At 60.1% G+C, this 19,915-nt stretch carries 17 protein-coding genes and 1 pseudogene; 1 reads left to right on the plus strand and 17 read right to left on the minus strand.

Annotated elements, in window-relative coordinates:
- Positions 1–34: 34 nt before the first annotated feature.
- The 12 genes and pseudogenes from HDE75_RS04890 to HDE75_RS27025 form a co-directional block, all read right to left on the minus strand.
- On the minus strand, positions 35–2,476 hold the full coding sequence (locus tag HDE75_RS04890; protein ID WP_183675968.1) for a tetratricopeptide repeat protein: 2,442 nt from the start codon (positions 2,474–2,476) through the stop codon (positions 35–37).
- A gap of 21 nt (positions 2,477–2,497) precedes the next feature.
- On the minus strand, positions 2,498–3,103 hold the full coding sequence (locus HDE75_RS04895; RefSeq protein ID WP_183675967.1) for a toll/interleukin-1 receptor domain-containing protein: 606 nt from the start codon (positions 3,101–3,103) through the stop codon (positions 2,498–2,500).
- 187 nt (positions 3,104–3,290) lie between these two features.
- The gene (locus HDE75_RS04900) at positions 3,291–5,315 is read right to left on the minus strand and encodes an ATP-dependent DNA helicase (protein ID WP_221291754.1); all 2,025 of its coding nucleotides are present in this window, start codon (positions 5,313–5,315) and stop codon (positions 3,291–3,293) included.
- Between the two features lie 63 nt (positions 5,316–5,378).
- The gene (locus tag HDE75_RS04905; RefSeq protein ID WP_183675966.1) at positions 5,379–5,579 is read right to left on the minus strand and encodes a YdcH family protein; all 201 of its coding nucleotides are present in this window, start codon (positions 5,577–5,579) and stop codon (positions 5,379–5,381) included.
- 137 nt (positions 5,580–5,716) lie between these two features.
- Entirely contained in the window at positions 5,717–6,427 is a 711-nt protein-coding gene (locus HDE75_RS04910; RefSeq protein ID WP_183675965.1) for a hypothetical protein, read from the minus strand.
- Between the two features lie 19 nt (positions 6,428–6,446).
- Positions 6,447–7,544, minus strand: a complete 1,098-nt coding sequence (zapE, locus tag HDE75_RS04915) for a cell division protein ZapE (protein ID WP_183675964.1) — start codon at positions 7,542–7,544, stop codon at positions 6,447–6,449.
- Between the two features lie 69 nt (positions 7,545–7,613).
- Positions 7,614–9,044 carry a dihydrolipoyl dehydrogenase gene (gene lpdA, locus HDE75_RS04920; protein WP_183675963.1) on the minus strand — a complete coding sequence of 477 codons (1,431 nt, stop codon included), beginning with the start codon at positions 9,042–9,044 and terminating at the stop codon, positions 7,614–7,616.
- On the minus strand, positions 9,034–9,417 hold the full coding sequence (locus tag HDE75_RS04925; protein ID WP_183675962.1) for a PspC domain-containing protein: 384 nt from the start codon (positions 9,415–9,417) through the stop codon (positions 9,034–9,036). The genes lpdA and HDE75_RS04925 overlap by 11 nt, the downstream gene beginning before the upstream one ends.
- 102 nt (positions 9,418–9,519) lie before the next feature.
- A complete protein-coding gene (odhB, locus tag HDE75_RS04930) occupies positions 9,520–10,776 on the minus strand; it encodes a 2-oxoglutarate dehydrogenase complex dihydrolipoyllysine-residue succinyltransferase (RefSeq protein WP_183675961.1) in 1,257 nt (418 codons plus the stop codon).
- Between the two features lie 111 nt (positions 10,777–10,887).
- Entirely contained in the window at positions 10,888–13,743 is a 2,856-nt protein-coding gene (locus tag HDE75_RS04935; protein WP_183675960.1) for a 2-oxoglutarate dehydrogenase E1 component, read from the minus strand.
- Between the two features lie 223 nt (positions 13,744–13,966).
- Positions 13,967–14,644: a substrate binding domain-containing protein gene (locus tag HDE75_RS04940; RefSeq protein WP_409254907.1), complete on the minus strand. Its 678-nt coding sequence runs from the start codon at positions 14,642–14,644 to the stop codon at positions 13,967–13,969.
- A 129-nt stretch (positions 14,645–14,773) separates the two neighbouring features.
- A pseudogene (locus tag HDE75_RS27025) lies at positions 14,774–14,947 on the minus strand (helix-turn-helix domain-containing protein); the annotation flags it as partial.
- A 153-nt stretch (positions 14,948–15,100) separates the two neighbouring features.
- Between HDE75_RS27025 and HDE75_RS04945 the strand changes: the two are divergent.
- Entirely contained in the window at positions 15,101–16,108 is a 1,008-nt protein-coding gene (locus HDE75_RS04945) for a sensor domain-containing diguanylate cyclase (RefSeq protein WP_183675958.1), read from the plus strand.
- A gap of 3 nt (positions 16,109–16,111) precedes the next feature.
- On the opposite strand, the gene HDE75_RS04950 is transcribed toward HDE75_RS04945, so the two are convergent.
- The 5 genes from HDE75_RS04950 to HDE75_RS04970 all read right to left on the minus strand — a co-directional run bounded on the left by HDE75_RS04950 (position 16,112) and on the right by HDE75_RS04970 (position 19,907).
- A complete protein-coding gene (locus HDE75_RS04950; RefSeq protein ID WP_183675957.1) occupies positions 16,112–16,651 on the minus strand; it encodes an NAD(P)H-dependent oxidoreductase in 540 nt (179 codons plus the stop codon).
- A 220-nt stretch (positions 16,652–16,871) separates the two neighbouring features.
- On the minus strand, positions 16,872–17,213 hold the full coding sequence (locus HDE75_RS04955; RefSeq protein WP_183675956.1) for a winged helix-turn-helix transcriptional regulator: 342 nt from the start codon (positions 17,211–17,213) through the stop codon (positions 16,872–16,874).
- 155 nt (positions 17,214–17,368) lie between these two features.
- Complete coding sequence (gene gltA / locus HDE75_RS04960) at positions 17,369–18,673, minus strand: citrate synthase (protein WP_183675955.1); 1,305 nt, start codon at positions 18,671–18,673, stop codon at positions 17,369–17,371.
- Positions 18,674–18,796: 123 nt separating this feature from the next.
- Positions 18,797–19,078, minus strand: a complete 282-nt coding sequence (locus tag HDE75_RS04965; RefSeq protein WP_183675954.1) for an FAD assembly factor SdhE — start codon at positions 19,076–19,078, stop codon at positions 18,797–18,799.
- A gap of 118 nt (positions 19,079–19,196) precedes the next feature.
- Entirely contained in the window at positions 19,197–19,907 is a 711-nt protein-coding gene (locus tag HDE75_RS04970) for a succinate dehydrogenase iron-sulfur subunit (RefSeq protein WP_034752075.1), read from the minus strand.
- Positions 19,908–19,915: the final 8 nt, after the last annotated feature.

Genomic DNA, 19,915 nt, shown 5'->3' on the forward strand with positions numbered 1-19,915 from the left:
TACGGAACAGCCTTATTTGATGTGCCCGGCTTCCCTAGCGTTGCCCAATGCCCGCTTCCGACAATGCCCCCTCCAGCGCCAGCACCTCGTCTTCCTGCAAGGCCAGCAAGGCGGCCAGGTCGCCCTGCTGCTTGTACAGTCTTTTTAGCTGGCCCATGCCGCGCTTGCGCAGCCTGCCCGGCACGCCCGGGCGCAGCAGGCATGGCTTCAAATGCTCGACCAGCTCACCGGCCTGATGGTACTGCTCGCGCTCGATCATGTCTTGCAGCATGCCGATCATGCTACCCAGCGTATCGGGCTCCGTGGCGCGCTCGGCCAGGATGGTTTGCTGCAAATGGCGCGCACCATCGAGCATGCTTTCTTCCTGCGGACGCGGCATGCCTCCACTGCGGCCATTGAGCAGCCGGTCGCTGCCGCTGAGCACGGCGTCTTCCAGCAGGCGCGCTGCCTCGCTCTCGCCCTGCTGCTGCAGGGTGCCGGCCAGCTGCTTCTTGCTATGCAAGGTGTCCAGGTGGTCCTCGCCCAACAGGCGCGCATGCACTTCCAGCACCTGCTCCTGCACGCTGCGGGCGGCATCGAGGTCGCCACGGCGCAGCAGCGCCTCGGCCAGCTTGCGCTGACTCATCAAGGTTTCCTGGTGATCCAGGCCCAGCGTGCGCTCACGCGCCGCCACCTGGTTTTCGTACAGCTGGCGCGCGCCGGCCCAGTCGCCCTGGCGCGCCAGCACTTCAGCCAGCCGGTCGCGCGTGTCCAGGGTGGCGCTGTGGTCCATGCCCAAACGCCGCTCCTGCACTTGCAACACGGCCTCCAGCAGCTGCCGCGCCCCCTCGAGTTCACCCTGGCGTACCAGGGCCTGCGCCAGCGCCAGCTTGCTGTGCAGGGTATCGCCATGTTCGGCGCCGAACAGGCGCGTGCGCGCCGTCACCACGGTATCGAGCAAGGCCTGCGCCTGCGGCAAACGTTCCATCTGCAACAAGGTAATCGCCCGGCTATCCATCGCCGCCAGGCTCAAGGGATGCTCGGCGCCCAGCAACTGCGTGTAGCTGGCCAGCACCGCATCCTGCAAGTGCAGCGCCGCAACATGGTCGTGCTGCAGCACCAGCGTTTGCGCCAGGCAAGCCTTGGCCGCCAGCGTATCGGGATGCTCGCCACCCTGCAGGCGCTCGCGGATCCTGATCACTTCCTCCTCCAGCAGGCGCGCCTCGTCCAGCTTGTCGAGCTGGCGCAGCAACCGCGCCATGCCGCTCTTGGCAGCCAGGGTATCGACATGTTCCTCGCCCAGCATGCGCGCGCGGATCTCGACGCTTTGCCGCAGCACGTCGAGCGCCTGCGCCATGCGGCCGTCTTTCCGGTACAACTCGCCCAAGCGTCCCAGGTCGCGCGCCAGCGGCAAGGCCACGGCCCGCCCCGGCTCGAGCAGCAAGGCATTCTGCGCTTCATTGATGGCCGCCAGCAAATGAATTTCGCGGCTGGACTGCCACGGAAAATAGCCGCCCGTCAGCCAGTGCAAAAAGGCTTCGAAGGTGCGCGTCAGTGAAAAGCGGTCGCCGCCCTGGTCGATGCGCACGGCCAATTGCTCGCCATAGGCAAAAGTCTTGGTCTGCTGCAATTGCACTTCATCGAAATAGCTGTCGAGGGCAATCTGCGGCAAGCCGTAGGACACCCGCAGCAGGCGCTCGAACATGGGCTGGAAGCCGGCGATGCTTTTTTGCGCATCGCCACGGCGCCATTCGGCACGCTGGGCGCCATCGCCCATTTCGATGCGCGACGGCAGCGGGTACACCAGCAGCGGCCGCTGTTCATCTTCATGGCTGCGGCGGTATTCGATCGCCCGCGTGACGAGCGCATCGACGCCTTCCAGGCTTTGCCGGTTCGGCGTGAACACCACCACCAGCTTTTTGGGCAGCAAGGTGGTGCAGATGCCGGCGCTATCCGTGCGCCCCGTGCGCGAATCGACCAGCACATAGCGGAAATGGGCAGCCAGGGTATCGGCAAAGCAGCGGAACAGGGCCGGGCAGGCGTCGAACAATTGATCCCAGCGCATCTGCGCCAGCCGCTCACTGTAACTGGTGTCGAAACGCCCCGCCCGCATCAGGTACAAGGGACTGCCCTCGTCCACCCGCACCACGTATTGCTGCCAGTCGATGGCGTCGAGTACGCGCTGCGCCAGCGCCTCGTCGCTACCATGCCGGCTTGCGGGCTCAAGGCGAAAACGCTCCAGTTGCTGGCGGCAGGCCTCGAAAAACTCCAGCACGCCGGGGCGTTCCTCGTGCTGCTCGAAATAATGATGCAAGCCGGGCGCTTCCATGTCCCAGTCGAGCATCAGCACCGGCACGCTGGCGTTTTCGCGCCGCGCCAGCAGCACGGCGATATTTGACAGCGCCATGGTGCGGCCGGTACCCCCTTTGTAGGAGTAAAAGGTGACCACTTCGCCGGGCGCGGTCAGTGGCGGCAGAGAAAGACGTTGGCATTCCATGACAGTTCCCTTTTGCGTGAATTAACGTGGAAAATGCGGCGGCGGAACGGTGCGCCATACCGGCGGAATATCGGGCATCACGAAGCGGCTGCAATCGTGGCCGGGAGGGGTTGAACGCTTGAGCAAGTGGTAGTGCGTGGCAATACGCTGCACGATCCGTTCGATATCGGGCAAGTATTGGGGATTGGACTTCAGGTCGCCGCTGGCCAGCGTATAGCCGGAAAAATCGACATACAGGCCCGGGCCGGTAATTTGCGCGGGCAGCCCGTCGGGGTGGCGCGTCATGATGATGGGAATGATCAGATGGCTGGGCAGTTCATACCAGGCGCTGCGCTCCTGTTCGATCAGCTGCATGGCGGCGAACTCGCGCCGCGTATAGCCATGTGCTTCGTATTTGGGCGTGTAGAGCACGATCATGCACACGCTTTCGCACATGGCGCGCGCCACGCGCCGGTCCAGGTCGTCGCCGCCGCCCAGCTGTTCGCTATCGATGAACAGGGCGTCTTCGCGGTCCAGGTGCGGTTCCAGATAGCAGGCCAGCGCTTCGATCAAGTCATTCTTGAACTTGTTCATGAAAGCATACTGGCCGTGCGCATAACTCAAGAAACAGCCGTAGCGGATATTCATGGCATCCCCTCCTGTTTCCTGTGCCACTCTTGTCATTGCCAGATGTTGATATGGCAAGACATGAGCCCACTCTAAACCGCTGAGCACGCACCCATTTGCGCTGGCGCAAAGATATATCTGGCGCCTTGGGCGCCAGTACCGTATGCAAGAGGAAAGATGGCTGACGCGGCTGCGCCAGCCGGCAGGGTCAAGCCGCCTTGGAAGGCAGGTTGCGGAAGAATTCCACCACTTCGGCCGTGTCGCGCGTGCGCTTGAACGGTGGCAGGCTTTGCCAGATACGTTTGCCGTAAGGCTTGGAAATAATGCGCGGGTCGCAAATCATCAGCACGCCCCGGTCGCCTTCGTCGCGGATCAGCCGGCCGGCGCCCTGCTTCAGGTTAATGATCGCTTCCGGCAAAGAATGATGCATGAAGCCATTCTTGCCCTGCTTTTCCATCACTTCGATGCGCGCCGCCAGCACCGGGTCGTCGGGCGGCGCGAACGGCAACTTGTCGATGATCACCAGCGACAGCGCATCGCCGCGCACGTCGACGCCTTCCCAGAAACTCTGGCTTCCGATCAGCACGCCATTGCCGGCCGCACGGAACTGGTCCAGCAACTCGGTGCGGCCCCGGTCGCCCTGCACGAACAGGGGGAAATTCAGGCCACGCTGCTTGAATTCGTCGGCCAGGCGCTCGGCCGCCCGCTTCACGGCGCGCAAGGTCGTGCACAGGAAGAAGGTGCGTCCACCGGCCGCCTCGATAATCGGCAAGGCGCAATCGATGACGGCGTCCGTGTAGCCAATGGAATTGGGCTGCGGCAAATTCTGTGGCACGAACAGCAAGCCCTGCTCGCCATAATCGAACGGCGACGGCCAGGTATGCGACGGTTCGCCCTCCAGACCCATCTGTTCCGAAAAATGCTTGAAGTCGTTTTTCACGGCCAGCGTGGCGGAGGTAAAAATCCAGCTGCGCGGCGAGCCTTCGCGCTGGTTGTTGAAGATCGGTGCGATCGACAGCGGGGTCTTGTGTAATTGCAGGGAACTGGAAAACGCTTCCACCCAAAACACGGCTTCTTCGCCGGCAGCCACCTTGGCCTTGGGGTCAAACTTCCAGCTGCTCAGCTGCTGCGCCAGTTCCACGCCGCGCACACGAACCTGTTCCAGCGTTTCGGCCCGCTCCGCCTGGCTTTCCAGCACGGCCACCATGCCGTCGAGCTCATCCTTGAGCGTTTCGAGCGCGGGGAAGAAATCGCTCGAGGCAGCGATTTGCGGCAGGGACAAGCGCACGATATCCTGCGGAAAAGTCAGGCGCAGGTCGCGCGCGGCTTTTTCCACCACCGTCACGGTCTTGGCCCAGTCGATGCCACGTGCGTGCGCCAGCCCTTCGGCCAGCACATCGCGGCACAATTCCAGGATTTGCGAGGTGGACACCGTGTTGCCAAAGAACAGGGTCGCCGTATCGGGCAGCTGGTGCGCCTCATCGAAGATGATAGTGTTGGCCGATGGCAGCAGCTCGGCCACGCCCGTATCTTTCAGGGCCACGTCGGCAAAGAACAGATGATGGTTGACTACCACCACATCTGCCTGCTGGGCTTCCTTGCGCGCCTTCATGACAAAACAATCCTGGTAATACTGGCACTCGGCGCCCATGCAGGTGTCGCGCGTGGACGTCACCAGGTTCCAGATCATGGCGTTCTCGGGCACCTTGGCCAGCTCGGCCTTATCGCCCGTATTGGTCATTTTCAGGAAACGCGAAATCTCGCGCAAATGGCCCACGTCGTCGCGCGAGGTCATGCGCCCGTTTTGCAAGGTGCGCTCCAGGTGGTAATGGCACAGATAGTTCGAGCGGCCCTTCAGCAGCGCCACCGAGACGGGCGCCTGCAAGGCCGCGCGCACAGTCGGTATGTCGCGCAGGAACAATTGATCCTGCAAGTTCTTGGTGCCTGTGGAAACGATGGTCTTGCCGCCCCACATCAGGGCGGGCACCAGATAGGCGAAGGTCTTGCCCGTGCCCGTGCCAGCCTCGGCCATCAGGGTGGTCTGGCTATCGATGGCGTTGGCAATCGCCTTGGCCATTTCAGTCTGCGAACGGCGCGGCTTGTAGCTGCCCACGGCAGGGCCCAGCGGGCCACCGGCGCCAAACAGACGCTCGATATCGGCATCGTGCTTGCCCGGTACCGCGATGGCGTCAGATGGTACGTCGGCAGCGATACCATCTTGGCTAGCAGGCAATAAATTGTGATCGGTCAAAATATACTTTACTCAGTGTCTCAAGCTGGGCGCGACAAGCGCCCTTCAGGCAGGAACATCGGGCACCAATTGCATCTTAAGCAAGGTGATGTGGTCTTTCAATTGCAATTTGCGCTTTTTCAGGCGGCGCAATTGCAGCTCATCATGATGGCCATCGAGTATCAGCAGCTCGATCACCGCATCGAGGTCACGGTGTTCAACGTCGAGTTCAATCAGGCGCCGCTGTATATGCTGTGCATCACTCATGTATTGCGTTCCAGGCAGTGTTGGGAAACGGGCGCGCGCACCGCTGAGGGTGCGCGCGCAGTCATGGCATAGTTTAACCCGCCACGCGGACGAGGGCACGCCATTTCAGGCCTGCCCTTGTCCATGCGACGGTGAGGTTACTTGCCGGAAGGATCAAAAGGTATCGGTGCGGCCGGTGGTGCGCTGCTGCTGGCAGCCGCAGCGGCAGCCGCCTTGGCCGCTTCAGCCTGGCGTTCGGCCAGGCGCTGGGCCACGCGCTTCTGGCGTTCGATGGCTTCAGCTTGCTTGCGGGCAAAATCCGCCTCGCGGGCCGCGCGCAGCGGCGCGTCTGCCGCTTCCTGGGCAGCCTGCTTTTTCACTTTCGCATCATGCTCGGCCTGGCGTTGTTCCAGGCTCATGCCGGCAGGCTTGGGCGGTGCAGGTTCGGGCGCCACCACTTTGACCGGTTTGGGCGTGGCAGCGTTGCGTTTCTCTGCATCGATCCGTGCATCTTCCTGTGTTTTCGCCAGTTCCACGTCGCGCAGGCGCACGGACTCGGCGCGCTTGAAGTGGTTCGCTTCAGCCTCGACGGCCCGTAGCCGCACCAGGATCAAACGGCGCTTTTCCTTGGCTTTGTCGAGGCAGTCGGTGACGAAAAACCGGGCGTAGCAGACTTGCTCGCGCTCGGCGAATTCGGTTTCCGCCGCCGCGCGCTCGCTGCTTGCCTGCTTCAGCTTGGCATCCGCCTCTTCGAGGCTGTGCGTGGCCGCTACCTGCGGCGCGCCGACCACATCGAGGGCGGCTTCGCCCTGGTGCGCGCAGGCGGACAATAACAGGACCAGTCCCAGCTTGGATATCGACTTTGCCATGATCTTCATTATGTCTGCCTCAAACGATCGCATCGGCCGCGCCGCGCTGTTCTTTTTCCATGTATTCGCGCGATTGCATTTCCACGATGCGCGATACGGTACGGTGAAACTCATTGGCCAGCATGCCGTTGGTGTACAACTCTTCCGGCGCCACTTCAGCCGACATGATCAGCTTGACTTTCTGATCATAGAATACATCGATCAGCCAGGTAAAGCGGCGCGCCTCGGAAGATTGTGCCGCCGACATCGCTGGTATCCCGGACAATATCACTGTATGGAAGCGGCTGGCGATTTCCAGGTAATCATTTTGCGAACGGGGACCGCCGCACAGGGTGGCGAAATCAAACCAGATGATACCGCCGGCGCGGCGCAGGCAGTGGATTTCGCGCGCCTCGATGCGGATGCGCGCCTCTTCGTCGGCCGTCTCGGCAATGCGCGCGTAAGCGTCGCGCAAGGCCTTGTCGGTGGCCGCGCCCAGCGGGGTGTAGTAACTATCGACCTGCTCGAGCGCGCGGCCACGGTAATCGACGCCGGCATCGACATTCATCACGTCGAGCTTGTCTTTGAGCAAGGCGATGGTCGGCAGCATGCGGTCACGGTGCAAGCCGTCCGGGTACAGCAGGTCGGGATCATAATTGGAGGTCATGATGAAGGACACGCCATTGTCGAACAGGGCCGACAGCAGGTTGTACAGGATCATCGCATCGGCGATGTCCGAGACGTGGAATTCATCGAAACAGATCAAACGGTATTTCCTGGCGATGCGCTTGGCCACTTCATCGAGCGGATTGGCCACGCCCTTCAATTCATCGAGCTGCTGGTGCACGCCGCGCATGAATTCATGAAAGTGCAAACGCGTCTTGCGCACCAGGGGCACCACGGAATAAAAGCTGTCCATCAGGAACGATTTGCCGCGTCCTACTCCACCCCACATATACACGCCCTTGGGCACGGCGGGACGGCTGAGCAGGCGGCGCAAGGTGCTCGAGCGCTGGCTTTTATAGGCCACCCATTCGTCATAGCACAGTTGCAGGCGGTCGACGGCGCGGCGCTGCGCGGCATCGGCCTTGAAATCGCGCTGCTGCAACGCGTTCTGGTAAAACTCTTCTACATTCATGGGCTTCGCTTCAACGCACAGGGGCGCTGGCGGCAAAAACCGCGAGCGCCCCTGCAGGACTAACTACAATTAAAAGTTCAAGGTACGCTTGTCAACGGCCAGTGCCGCTTCCTTGGTCGCTTCCGACAGGGATGGGTGAGCATGGCAGATGCGCGCGATGTCTTCGGCCGAAGCCTTGAATTCCATCGCCACTACGGCTTCGGAAATCAGCTCGGAAGCCATCGGACCCACGATATGCACGCCCAGGATTTCATCGGTGGTCGCATCGGCCAGGAATTTCACCATGCCCGAAGTGTCGCCCAGTGCGCGCGCACGGCCATTGGCCAGGAACGGGAACGAGCCTGCCTTGTAAGCGATGCCTTCCGCTTTCAGGGTTTGCTCGGTCTTGCCGACCCACGCGATTTCCGGCGAAGTGTAGATCACCCAGGGAATCGTGTTGAAGTTGGTGTGGCCATGCTGGCCAGCGATACGCTCGGCCACGGCAACGCCTTCTTCTTCCGCCTTGTGCGCCAGCATCGGGCCGCGTACCACGTCGCCCACTGCCCAGACGTTCGGCAGGTTGGTCTTGCAATCGCCGTCGACGGCGATGAAGCCGCGCTCGTCCAGTTGCAGGCCGACTTTGTCCGCACCCAGGCCATTCGTGTTCGGCGTACGGCCGATCGAAATGATCAGTTTGTCGAACACGGCTTTTTGCGCTTCGCCCTTGGCATCGACAAATTCAACGCTGACGTCGTTTTTGCCCGGGGTGATGGCGCCGATCTTGCAACCGAGGTTGATCTTCAGGCCTTGTTTGGTGAACAGTTTCGACGCTTCCTTGGCGATCTGCTCATCGACCGCGCCCAGGAAGACCGGCAGGCCTTCCAGTACGGTGACGTCGGAACCCAGGCGGCGCCATACGCTGCCCATTTCCAGGCCGATCACGCCAGCACCGATCACGCCCAGCTTGACTGGTACTTCGTCGATGGCCAAAGCACCGGTGTTCGACAGGATCAGTTTCTCGTCGAATGGTGCGCCTGGCAGTTCGCGTGCGTTCGAGCCGGTCGCGATGATGACGTGCTTGGACGTCAACGTTTCGCTGGCGGCGCCCGTTACGCTGATCTCGTAAGTGCCGGCAGCGGCAGCAGCGAAAGCGGCGCGGCCGTGGAAGAAGGCGATCTTGTTTTTCTTGAACAGGTACAGGATACCGTCGTTGTTTTGCTTGACGACCGTATCTTTACGCTTGAGCATCTGGCCCAGGTTCAGTTTCAGGCCGGCGACATCGATGCCGTGCTCGGCGAAGCTGTGGCCCGCGTGTTCAAAATGCTCGGACGATTGCAGCAGCGCTTTCGACGGGATGCAACCCACGTTGGTGCAGGTACCGCCAGGCGCGGCGCCGCCCTTGGCGTTCGACCATTCGTCGACGCAAGCGACGGAAAAGCCCAGCTGTGCTGCGCGGATGGCGGCGATGTAGCCGCCAGGGCCCGCACCGATGACAACAACGTCAAATTGTTTAGTACTCATTTTTTGTTATTCCAATCTCTTCGTCCGGGACGAAAATCCACAATAGAAGGTAAATCACCACGCCGAAGCCGAAGGTCAATGTAAACAGGACAAAGACCAGGCGCCAGATCCACGCTTCCATGCCGGAAGCGCGGCCCAGGCCACCGCACACGCCGCCTAGCCAGCGGTCGTTGCGCGAGCGGCGCAGGCGGTTAAATTCCTGCACCAGGTCATTCGTCGGGCTGGACGCCGACTCGGCGCCGGAGCTGGTGCCCGGCTTGTCCAGGTTGATGCCGCCCAGGAGCTTGGCCTTGGCTTGCGCAAATTCAGCATCGCTTAATGCGCCAGCCAGGTGCAAGTCGTGCAGTCGCTTGATTTCTTCAGAGACGTTCATGGGAATCCTCTTGTGTGATGAGATCAGCCAGCTGCGTCTTCTGGCACGGGGTACAACGGTACTGCCTACACTGCCCCGGCGGCTACGCCGGGGCAATCGCTATTACAGGTCCAGCAACAGGCGTGCTGGATCTTCCAGCGCTTCTTTCATCGCCACCAGGCCCAGCACGGCTTCGCGGCCGTCGATGATGCGGTGGTCGTACGACATGGCCAGGTAGTTCATAGGACGCACCACGATCTGGCCGTTCTCAACCACGGCACGGTCCTTGGTCGCATGCACGCCCAGGATAGCCGATTGCGGCGGGTTGATGATCGGGGTCGACAGCATGGAGCCGAAGGTGCCGCCGTTCGAGATCGAGAAGGTACCGCCGGTCAGGTCGTCCAGAGTCAGCTTGCCATCCTTGGCTTTCGCGCCGAATTCACCGATTTTTTTCTCGATGTCGGCGATCGACAGCTGGTCAGCGTTGCGGATGATAGGCACGACCAGGCCGCGTGGCGAACCAACTGCGATACCGATGTCGAAGTAGCCATGGTACACGATGTCGTTGCCGTCTACGGAAGCATTGATGATCGGGTATTTTTTCAGGGCAGCGACAGCAGCCTTGACGAAGAAGGACATGAAGCCCAGCTTGACGCCGTGCTCTTTTTCGAACTTGTCTTTGTATTTGTTGCGCAGATCGATGACCGGCTGCATGTTCACTTCATTGAACGTGGTCAGGATGGCGTTGGTCGATTGCGATTGAAGCAGGCGCTCGGCGATACGTGCGCGCAGGCGGCTCATCGGCACGCGCTCTTCCGGACGGTCGCCCAGGTTGGCGGCGCTTGGCGTAGCAACTTGTTGCAGTGCTGGTTTGGCAGCAGCTGGCGCCAAAGGAGCAACGGCAGGCTTGGCGGAAGCGGCCAGGGCGTCGCCCTTGGTCACGCGGCCATCTTTGCCCGAACCGGCGACGTCGCCAGCGGACAGGCCTTTTTCGGACAGGATCTTGGCAGCAGCAGGCATGGCCACGTCACCTTTGGTCGCAGCAGCTGGAGCCGATGCGGTAGCGGTGTCTTGTGCAGCGGCAGCCAGGGCTGGCGCAGGAACAGCCGATACTTCCATCGGGCTGACTTTGGCCGTACCGTCGGTATCGATGATGGCGATGACTTCGCCGGCCACCACGGTGGCGCCGTTGTCCTTGATGATCTGGACGATCACGCCAGCAGCTGGTGCAGGCAGTTCCAGGACCACTTTGTCGGTTTCGATATCGATCAGGTTTTCGTCGCGCGCCACTGGCTCGCCGACTTTTTTATGCCATGCCAGCAGGGTTGCTTCTGCAACCGATTCCGACAACTGGGGAACTTTGACTTCGATTTGTGCCATGTAAAACTCCGTTTATTTTGTTATTGCGGCGCCGCCTCTGCGTAGCAATGGCGGCGCTCCGTGCATAGTGGTCAACAGCCGCGCAGTGAGCGCGGCGTCTTTGATCCTTGCTTATTTCGTAAGGATAAAGCCTTTCAGCTTCGAGAATGCCGTTTCCAGCAGATCTTTTTGCTGAGCGTAGTGCTTGTCATAGTAACCGACAGCAGGCGACGCCGAAGCAGGACGGCCGGCGTAGGCCAGACGTTGACCCGCTTCCAGGCCTTCAAAGATGTTGTGCTGGATCTGGAACCATGCGCCCTGATTTTGCGGCTCATCCTGGGTCCACACCACTTCCACCAGATTCGGGAACTTCTTCAGTTCCGCAGCGAACGATTTATGCGGGAACGGATACAGCTGTTCCAGGCGCACGATGGCCGTGTCGGTCTGGCCGCGGGTCTTGCGTGCGTTGACCAGGTCGTAATAGACCTTGCCCGAGCAGGCGATAACGCGTTTGACTTTCTTGGCGTCGATTTTCTCGTCGACTTCGCCGATCACGGTCTGGAAACCGCCCTTGGCCAGGTCGGTCAGCGGCGAACCGGCATCCTTGTTGCGCAACAGCGATTTCGGCGTCAGGATGACCAGTGGCTTGCGGAACTGGCGCACCATTTGACGGCGCAGCAAGTGGAAGATCTGCGAAGCCGTGGTCGGCTGCACGACTTGCATATTGTTGTCTGCGCACAGTTGCAGGAAACGCTCTGGACGTGCGGACGAATGCTCAGGACCCTGGCCTTCGTAGCCGTGCGGCAGCATCATGACCAGGCCCGAAGCGCGGCCCCATTTCACTTCGCCGGAGCTGATGAATTGGTCGATCACCACTTGCGCGCCATTGGCGAAGTCGCCGAACTGGGCTTCCCATATTGTCAGGGTGTTCGGTTCAGCGGTCGAGTAGCCGTATTCGAAGGCCAGTACGGCTTCTTCGGACAGCACCGAGTCGATGACGGTGAACGGCGCCTGGTTGTCGGACACGTTTTGCAGCGGAATGTAGCTGCCTGCATCCCAGCGCTCGCGGTTTTGATCGTGCAGCACGGCGTGGCGGTGCACGAAGGTGCCGCGGCCTGCATCCTGGCCGGTCAGGCGGATGGCGTAGCCGGACGATACCAGCGAGGCGTAGGCCAGGTGTTCGCCCATGCCCCAGTCCAGGTTCATTTCGCCGCGGCCCATGGTGGCGCGGTCGCCCAGGACTTTCTCGACCAGCGAGTGGACCTTGAACTGTTCCGGCACGGTGGTGATGCGCGACGCCAGGCGTTTCAGTTCGGTCATCGGCACGGCCGTATCGGCCGAGTCGGTCCATTTCTTGTTCAGGAACGGCAGCCAGTCGACGGCGTACTTGTTCTTGAAGTTCGAGATGACTGGATCAACCGTGTGCTTGCCGGCGTCCATGGCGTCGCGGAAGGCCGCGACCATTTTGTCGCCGCCATCGGCAGGAATCACGCCTTGCGCTACCAGTTTGTCCGCGTACAGCTTGCGGGTGCCTGGATGCTGGCCGATTTTCTTGTACATCAACGGCTGCGTCAGTGCAGGCGTATCTTGCTCGTTGTGACCCAGTTTGCGGTAGCAAATGATGTCGAGCACGATGTCCTTCTTGAATTCCATGCGGTAGTCGAGCGCGATTTGCGTCGCCAGCACCACGGCTTCAGGATCATCGGCATTGATGTGCAGTACCGGCGCTTCGATCATCTTGACGACGTCCGAGCAGTACAAGGTCGAACGCGCATCGCGCGGGTCGGAGGTGGTGAAACCGATCTGGTTGTTGATCACGATATGGACCGTGCCGCCCGTGCCGTAGCCGCGGGTTTGCGCCAGATTCAGCGTTTCCATGACCACGCCCTGGCCTGCGAACGCAGCGTCGCCGTGCACCAGGATAGGCAGCACTTGCGCGCCGTGCACGTCGTCGCGGCGGTCCATGCGGGCCTTGACGGAACCTTCCACTACCGGGTTGACGATTTCCAGATGCGACGGGTTGAACGCCAGCGACAGGTGGACCGGGCCGCCTGCGGTGGAGATGTCCGACGAGAAGCCTTGATGGTACTTCACGTCGCCGGCTGGCAGGTCGTCGCCATGCTTGCCTTCGAATTCTTCGAACAGTTCCTGTGGCGCTTTGCCCAGGGTGTTGACCAGTACGTTCAGGCGGCCGCGGTGGGCCATGCCGATGACGATTTCCTGCACGCCTTTTTCGCCGGCGCGCTGGATGGTTTCATCCATCGAGGCGATGAAGGTTTCGCCGCCTTCCAGGGAGAAGCGCTTCTGGCCCACATAACGGGTGTGCAGATAGCGTTCCAGGCCTTCAGCCGCGGTCAGGCGGTCGAGGATGTGGATTTTTTTCTCTGGGGTGAAATTCGGGGTGGAGCGGATCGCTTCCAGTTTCTCTTGCAGCCAGCGCTTTTCGGCCGGGTCGGAGATGTACATGAATTCGGCGCCGATCGAACGCGTATAGGTATCGCGCAGATAGTTCAGCAGATCGCGCAGGGTGGCGGTCTCGGGGCCAAAATAGGTATTGCTGATGTTGAACACGGTGTCCATGTCCGCGTCGGTGAAACCGTAGAAGCTTGGTTCCAGTTCCGGCAGCGCAGGACGTTCCTGGCGTTGCAGCGGGTCCAGATTGGCCCAGTGCGAACCGAGGTAGCGGTAAGCGGCGATCAGCTGGGTAGCGGCGACACGTTTGCGGCCCATTTCAGCATCGAAGGAAGCGGTCACTGTACGGATAGGACCTGCTTTTGCGCGCTCGGCGAACGAGGCGATGACCGAGGCGTGCGCCACGTCAGGCTTGTTGGTGCCATCGACTGCAGGCACGTGCTGCATCGCGTCGAAATAGGCGCGCCAGTTGTCCGGTACCGAACCTGGATTATTGAGATACGCTTCGTACAGATCTTCTACGTACGGAGCATTCCCACCAAACAGGTAGGAGTTGGACGTATATTGTTGCATCATATTGCTCACCTTTCTTCGCGCTTCGCGAGATTAGCGGGTTAATCTAACCTTCCGCGACACGGCCTGACCGGTTAGCGGATTGCACATCAAGTTGTGGGGGAAGGGCTTTTGTTGCGCCAGCATTCTTCATACCGTCATTTAGAATAGCACGCGGTATTGTAACGCAACAACGACTCCTTGAATTTTATTTGGCAAGCAAATGTAAGCTTTGCGGGGCTTGTACTCATGCTTGTGTTGTTCCACTGCCAAGCTTGCTTGTAGGCTTGCGTGAAACTGGTCTTATAGGCAACGTTATGCCGCCCGTCAGTTGCAGCCAGCGCGGGTCCCGCTCAAACCATTCCAGCAGAAAATCGAGCATGGTGCGCAGCAAGGGCGACATATGCTGGCGCGAGGTATAGATGCCGTAAATCCCCATCGACTGCGGCTGCCAGGCGGGCAGCAATTCCACCAGCTGGCCGCTGGCGATCAGCGGCGCGGCCGAAAACCGGGGCTGCAGCGAAATACCCGCCCCTTCCACGGTCGCCAGCAGCAAGACCAGCGATTCATTGGCCGACAAACGCCCGCTCACCGGAACAGTAAGCGCTTCCCCTTGATGCGTGAACTGCCACAGGCTCTTGCCGAAATAGGTATACGTCAGGCAATTGTGCATGGCCAGGTCTTCCGCACGGCGCGGCGTGCCGTGCGCCGCCAGATAGGCGGGTGCAGCGACCACCACCGAGTCGCAACTGGCCAGTTGGCGCGCGATCAGATTCGGTTCCAGCGCATTGGTGATGCGGATCGCCAGGTCGATGCGCTGCTCGACCAGATTGACGGCACGGTTTTCCATCTGCAGATCGACGGCCGCGCGCGGGTAGCGCTGCAGGTAAGCGGCCACTGCGCTGGCCAGCGCCGTCTGCGCCAGCGATTGCGAACAGGTAATGCGTAGCAAGCCATGCGGCGTGTCCGCCCCGTCCAGCGAACTGACGGCCATGGCGCCCGCCACTTCCAGCATCTGGCGGCAACGGGCCAACGTGGCGTCGCCGGCATCCGTCAAACTCAGGCGGCGCGTGCTGCGATGCAAGAGCCGCGCACCGGCCCACTGCTCCATCTCGGCCAGGTAGCGCGTGACCATGGCGCGCGACATGTCGAGTGCCTCGCCGGCGGCCACCATGCTGCCCCGTTCGACGATGGCGACAAATACTTGCGCCGCAGTTATGCGGTCCATGATGCTGCTGGCATGACAATCCGATGCGATGGTTGAAAAGTACTAATTTACCGTGTTTTGCCGAAATACCGCTATGCATGATCCATGTCTATCACCGGGGCACCCCGATGCAGGGGGCAGCGGAGGTAAAATATGGCATTGAAGGAGAGCATCATGAATGACATTTCAGGCAACACATTAAGGGCAATTATTGCCGCCCAGGTCAGACTGGTCAGTCTCGGCAACGACTTGAGTGCGGTAATGGATGCGGCCTCAAGCACGGCGGCGGAACTGACGGGCGCCGATGGCGCGGTGGTCGAACTGCTGGAAGGCGAAGACATCGTCTACCGCTCCGCCTGCGGCCTGGCCGAACCTCAGCTGGGCTTGCACATGCCGGTCGCCAACAGCCTGTCCGGGTTTTGCCTGAGCAACCAAACCTCGGCCATCTGCAACGATAGCGAAACCGATACGCGGGTGAACCGCGAAGCGTGCCGCAAGGTGGGACTGCGGGCGATGATCATCGTGCCATTGATTGCGGACAAGCAAGCCATCGCCGTCATGAAACTGGTCTGGACCACGCCGCGCAGCTTTGAAGACGGTGAAGCCGAAATCGCACAATTGCTGGCCAATATGGCCGCCGTGCTGATGCACCGGGCGGCCGAGGAAGGCCCGGCAATCCTGCGGCAACGATTGACGCTCGATGAAGAAACCGGCACGCCGAACCGCTCTTTCTTCCACGAGCAGTTGCAAACGAAAGTAGCGGCGGCCAGCAAGGATGGCGGCCAGATGGCGCTTGCCATGTTCCGCATCGAAGGCCTGGACAGCTTGCGCGAAACGGCGGGTAAAAAGATGTCGGCCATCCTGCTGGAAATTTCGCGCAGAATGGAACGCGAATGCCGGGTGGGCGACATCGTGGCGCGCACCGGCGCCTATGAATTTTCCGTCATGCTGGGCATGGCGGGCCGGCGCTCGATCGTAACCAGCCAGGCGCACCGCATCAGCCAGGCCATCATTGCCGAGCCCTTGATACTGGACCAGGAAAGCAAAAGCCGGCTGATGCTGCGCGCCGGCAGCGCCCTCTTCCCTGACGATGGCAGTTCCGTGTCGGCGCTGGTGCAATCGGCCCGCGTAGTGCTGGGCAAGGATGGGCCCAGCATGGAGCTGCGGATACGCTCCCATTAAGCCTTATAGTTCCAACAGGAAGCGCGCGTACTCCACCGCGCTTTGTCCCACACGCTCGGTATACGCCGGCTCTGCGTCGCCATGTTCAGCGCCATAGAAGGCAAACAGCTGGCGTCCTTCTGCCTGGATATAGTTGAACGTCACCTCGAATGGCGCCAGCAGTTGCGCCAGTGTGTACCCCCACTTACCTTCCGGCGCAAAGTCCGGCTCGTTAATGCCTGCCGTCACGCCCAGCGCCACCTTGCGGCCCTTGAACGCCACACCGCCCGTGCCATAGGCCCAGCCATAAGTAAGTACTTCATCGAGCCACTTCTTCATGAGCGGTGGGCAATTGAACCAGTACATGGGAAATTGCAGCACCACATTGTCGTGGGCCTCCACCAGCGCCTGCTCCTTCGCCACATCGATATTGCCATCAGGATAAGCCTGATGCAGATTGTGGATGGTGAACTGCTCGGGGTACAGGCTCAGTTCCTGCAGCCAGCGCTGGTTGACGACCGAGTTTTCAATAGTGGGATGGACAACGATAACCAGTGTTTTCATGCTGCTTCTTTCACAAGGATGAGATCGATGGAAAGGGCCCTGCGCATGAAAAAACAGGCAAGCGGGCGCCCTTCCTGCAAGTACGTACTCGCACCGATCAGGCAGAAACAGCATAACTTTAGTGAGTACCTTTAACAAGTACGCACATTTTCTATGCATACCATAATAAAAGTAAGTAACATGATCAAACAGAACCGGGCGACACTCCTTATCTGTATTGTCAGGCTGGCTGGTGCGCCTCGCCCCACTCGCACAAGGTATTGAGTACAGGGATCAAGGATGCGCCCTTGCCGGAAAGTGAGTACTCAACCTTGGGCGGCACTTGCGGATATTCCTTGCGGACGATCAAGCCATCGGCTTCCAACTCCTTCAGCACCACGCTGAGGGTTTTGAACGCGATGCCGCCCAGATAGCGCTTGAGCTCATTGTGGCGCAGCAGCTTGTGTTCGGCCAGCACATACAGGATCAGCATCTTGTATTTGCCGCCGATCAGCGACAAGGTGTAGCCGAACCCGGTATCGATGAGGGCCACGCCGCTGGGGACGCAGAGATCGTCGTTCATGACTGTGTTTTCTTCTGTAGCTAGGATGGAAGTTGGCAGCGTAGCAGCTTTGCGCTCTATCGGCCATGGAAAGTGACACACATAAAAAAAGCGAGCCCTCAGGCTCGCTTTCTTGCGCCGGGCCACAAGGCACGGCAGGATCAACACGCCAAAACTTAGGCGCGCTTATCCAGTGGCAATACTTCGCGGGTGGTCGAACCGACGAACAACTGACGTGGACGGCCGATTTTTTGCTCTGGGTCGGCGATCATTTCGTTCCATTGGGCGATCCAGCCGATGGTGCGGGCCATGGCAAAGATACCGGTGAACAGCGACACAGGGATGCCCAGTGCCGATTGCACGATGCCCGAGTAGAAGTCGACGTTAGGATACAGTTTGCGCGAAACGAAGTAGTCGTCGTTCAGTGCAATTTTTTCCAGTTCCATTGCCAGCTTGAACAACGGGTCGTCTTGCAGGCCCAGTTCGTTCAGCACTTCGTAGCAGGTTTCACGCATCAGTTTGGCGCGTGGGTCGAAGTTTTTGTACACGCGGTGGCCAAAGCCCATCAGCTTGACGCCGGAGTTCTTGTCCTTGACTTGCTCGATGAACGCTGGAATGTTATCGACGGTGCCGATTTCTTTCAGCATGTTCAAGGCAGCTTCGTTCGCGCCGCCGTGGGCAGGGCCCCACAGGCAGGCGATACCGGCAGCGATACAGGCGAACGGGTTGGCGCCCGACGAACCGGCCAGACGGACGGTCGAAGTCGAAGCGTTTTGCTCGTGGTCTGCGTGCAGGATCAGGATACGGTCCAGGGCGCGCACCAGCACGTCGTTGACTTTGTATTCTTCGCATGGATTGCCGAACATCATGCGCATGAAGTTGGCGCTGTACGACAGGTCGTTGCGTGGGTACACGAACGGCTGGCCGATCGAGTATTTATAGGCCATCGCCACCAGGGTAGGCATCTTGGCGATCAGGCGGATAGCCGACACTTCACGGTGCGTGGCGTTGTTGATGTCCAGCGAATCATGGTAGAACGACGCCAGCGCGCCGACGGTGCCCACCAGGACCGACATCGGATGCGCGTCGCGGCGGAAGCCACGGAAGAAGAATTGCATTTGCTCGTGCACCATGGTGTGCTTGGTCACGGTTTCAACGAATTCTTCTTTTTGTGCTGCGTTTGGCAGTTCGCCGTTCAGCAGCAGGTAGCACGATTCCATGAAGTCGGCGTTCACGGCCAACTGTTCGATCGGGTAACCGCGGTACAGCAGCTCGCCCTTGTCACCGTCGATGTAGGTGATCGACGAATTGCACGAGGCGGTCGACATAAAGCCTGGGTCGTAGGTGAACTTGCCACTACCGGCGTACAGTTTGCGGATGTCGATGACGTCCGGACCTACCGTACCTTTGTAGATAGGAAATTCAAGCGATGGGCTGCCATCGGAGAACGACAGGGTAGCTTTTGTGTCAGAGGTATTCATGGGCTCTTCCTTCTCGGGAGTGAGTCGAAATTAAAATCAAAAAATTCTGGCTGCAATTCGCACCGCACTTCGGCAGTGCTACAGCGCGCCACTCGCACCGTTTGCAATATATCGCCCAGGCGTCTAGGCAATGCGTAGTCGTTGCAGCAGTGCGCGCACATGCGGCAGATCGACTTCGCCTTCCGGCTCTTTACGGGCCAGTACCAGATCCATCAACGCATTGTCCGACAAATCGAGCAAACGCGTCAGCGCGTCAACTTCCTCGTCGGTCAATTCGGTTTCATACGCATCGAGAAAACGAGTGAGAATGATATCGTTTTCCAGCAGGCCACGCCGTGAGCGCCAGCGCAGGCGGGCGCGGTTGGCCGGGTCGGCCTGATGCGAGGACAAAATTGGGTCTGTCATTTTGTTCAACACTTTCGGTGTGCCTTGACGGCACGGTACTACTTTGCAGGCGCCGCCTGCCCGGAAAGCTTATTGCCCTCCTCTGCTGGCGGCGCCCGGCGGACGCAATACTGAAGAATCAGATCGCGCGGCGAACCATCAATTCCTTGATCTTGCCGATTGCCTTGTTCGGGTTCAAACCTTTAGGGCAGACATCGACACAGTTCATGATCGAATGGCAGCGGAACAGACGGTACGGATCTTCCAGGTTGTCCAGACGCGCGCCGGTCGCTTCGTCGCGCGAATCGGCGATAAAACGGTAGGCTTGCAGCAGGCCAGCCGGACCGACGAACTTGTCCGGATTCCACCAGAACGACGGGCACGAGGTCGAGCAGCAAGCGCACAGGATGCACTCGTACAGGCCATCGAGCTCTTCGCGCTGTTCCGGCGATTGCAGACGTTCTTTTTCAGGCGGGATCGAATCGTTGATCAGGAACGGCTTGATCGAATCGTACTGCTTGAAGAACTGGGTCATGTCGACGATCAGGTCGCGGATGACTGGCAAACCTGGCAATGGGCGCAGCACGATAGGCTCGCTCAGTTCGTTCAGGTTGGTGGTGCAAGCCAGGCCGTTCTTGCCGTTGATGTTCATCGCGTCCGAACCGCACACGCCTTCGCGGCACGAGCGGCGCAGGGCCAGCGAGTCATCGACGTCCGCCTTGATGCGCTGCAGTGCGTCGAGCAGCATCTTGTCGGTGTCTTTCAGTTCGACCGTCAGGTCTTGCATGTACGGCTTGGCATCCTGGTCAGGATCGTAGCGGTAGATTTTGAATTTAAGAGTGCGTGCCATGGTATAGC

Origin of the sequence: Janthinobacterium silvisoli (genome assembly GCF_014200725.1) — a bacterium.
Classification (GTDB): Bacteria; Pseudomonadota; Gammaproteobacteria; order Burkholderiales; family Burkholderiaceae_D; genus Janthinobacterium.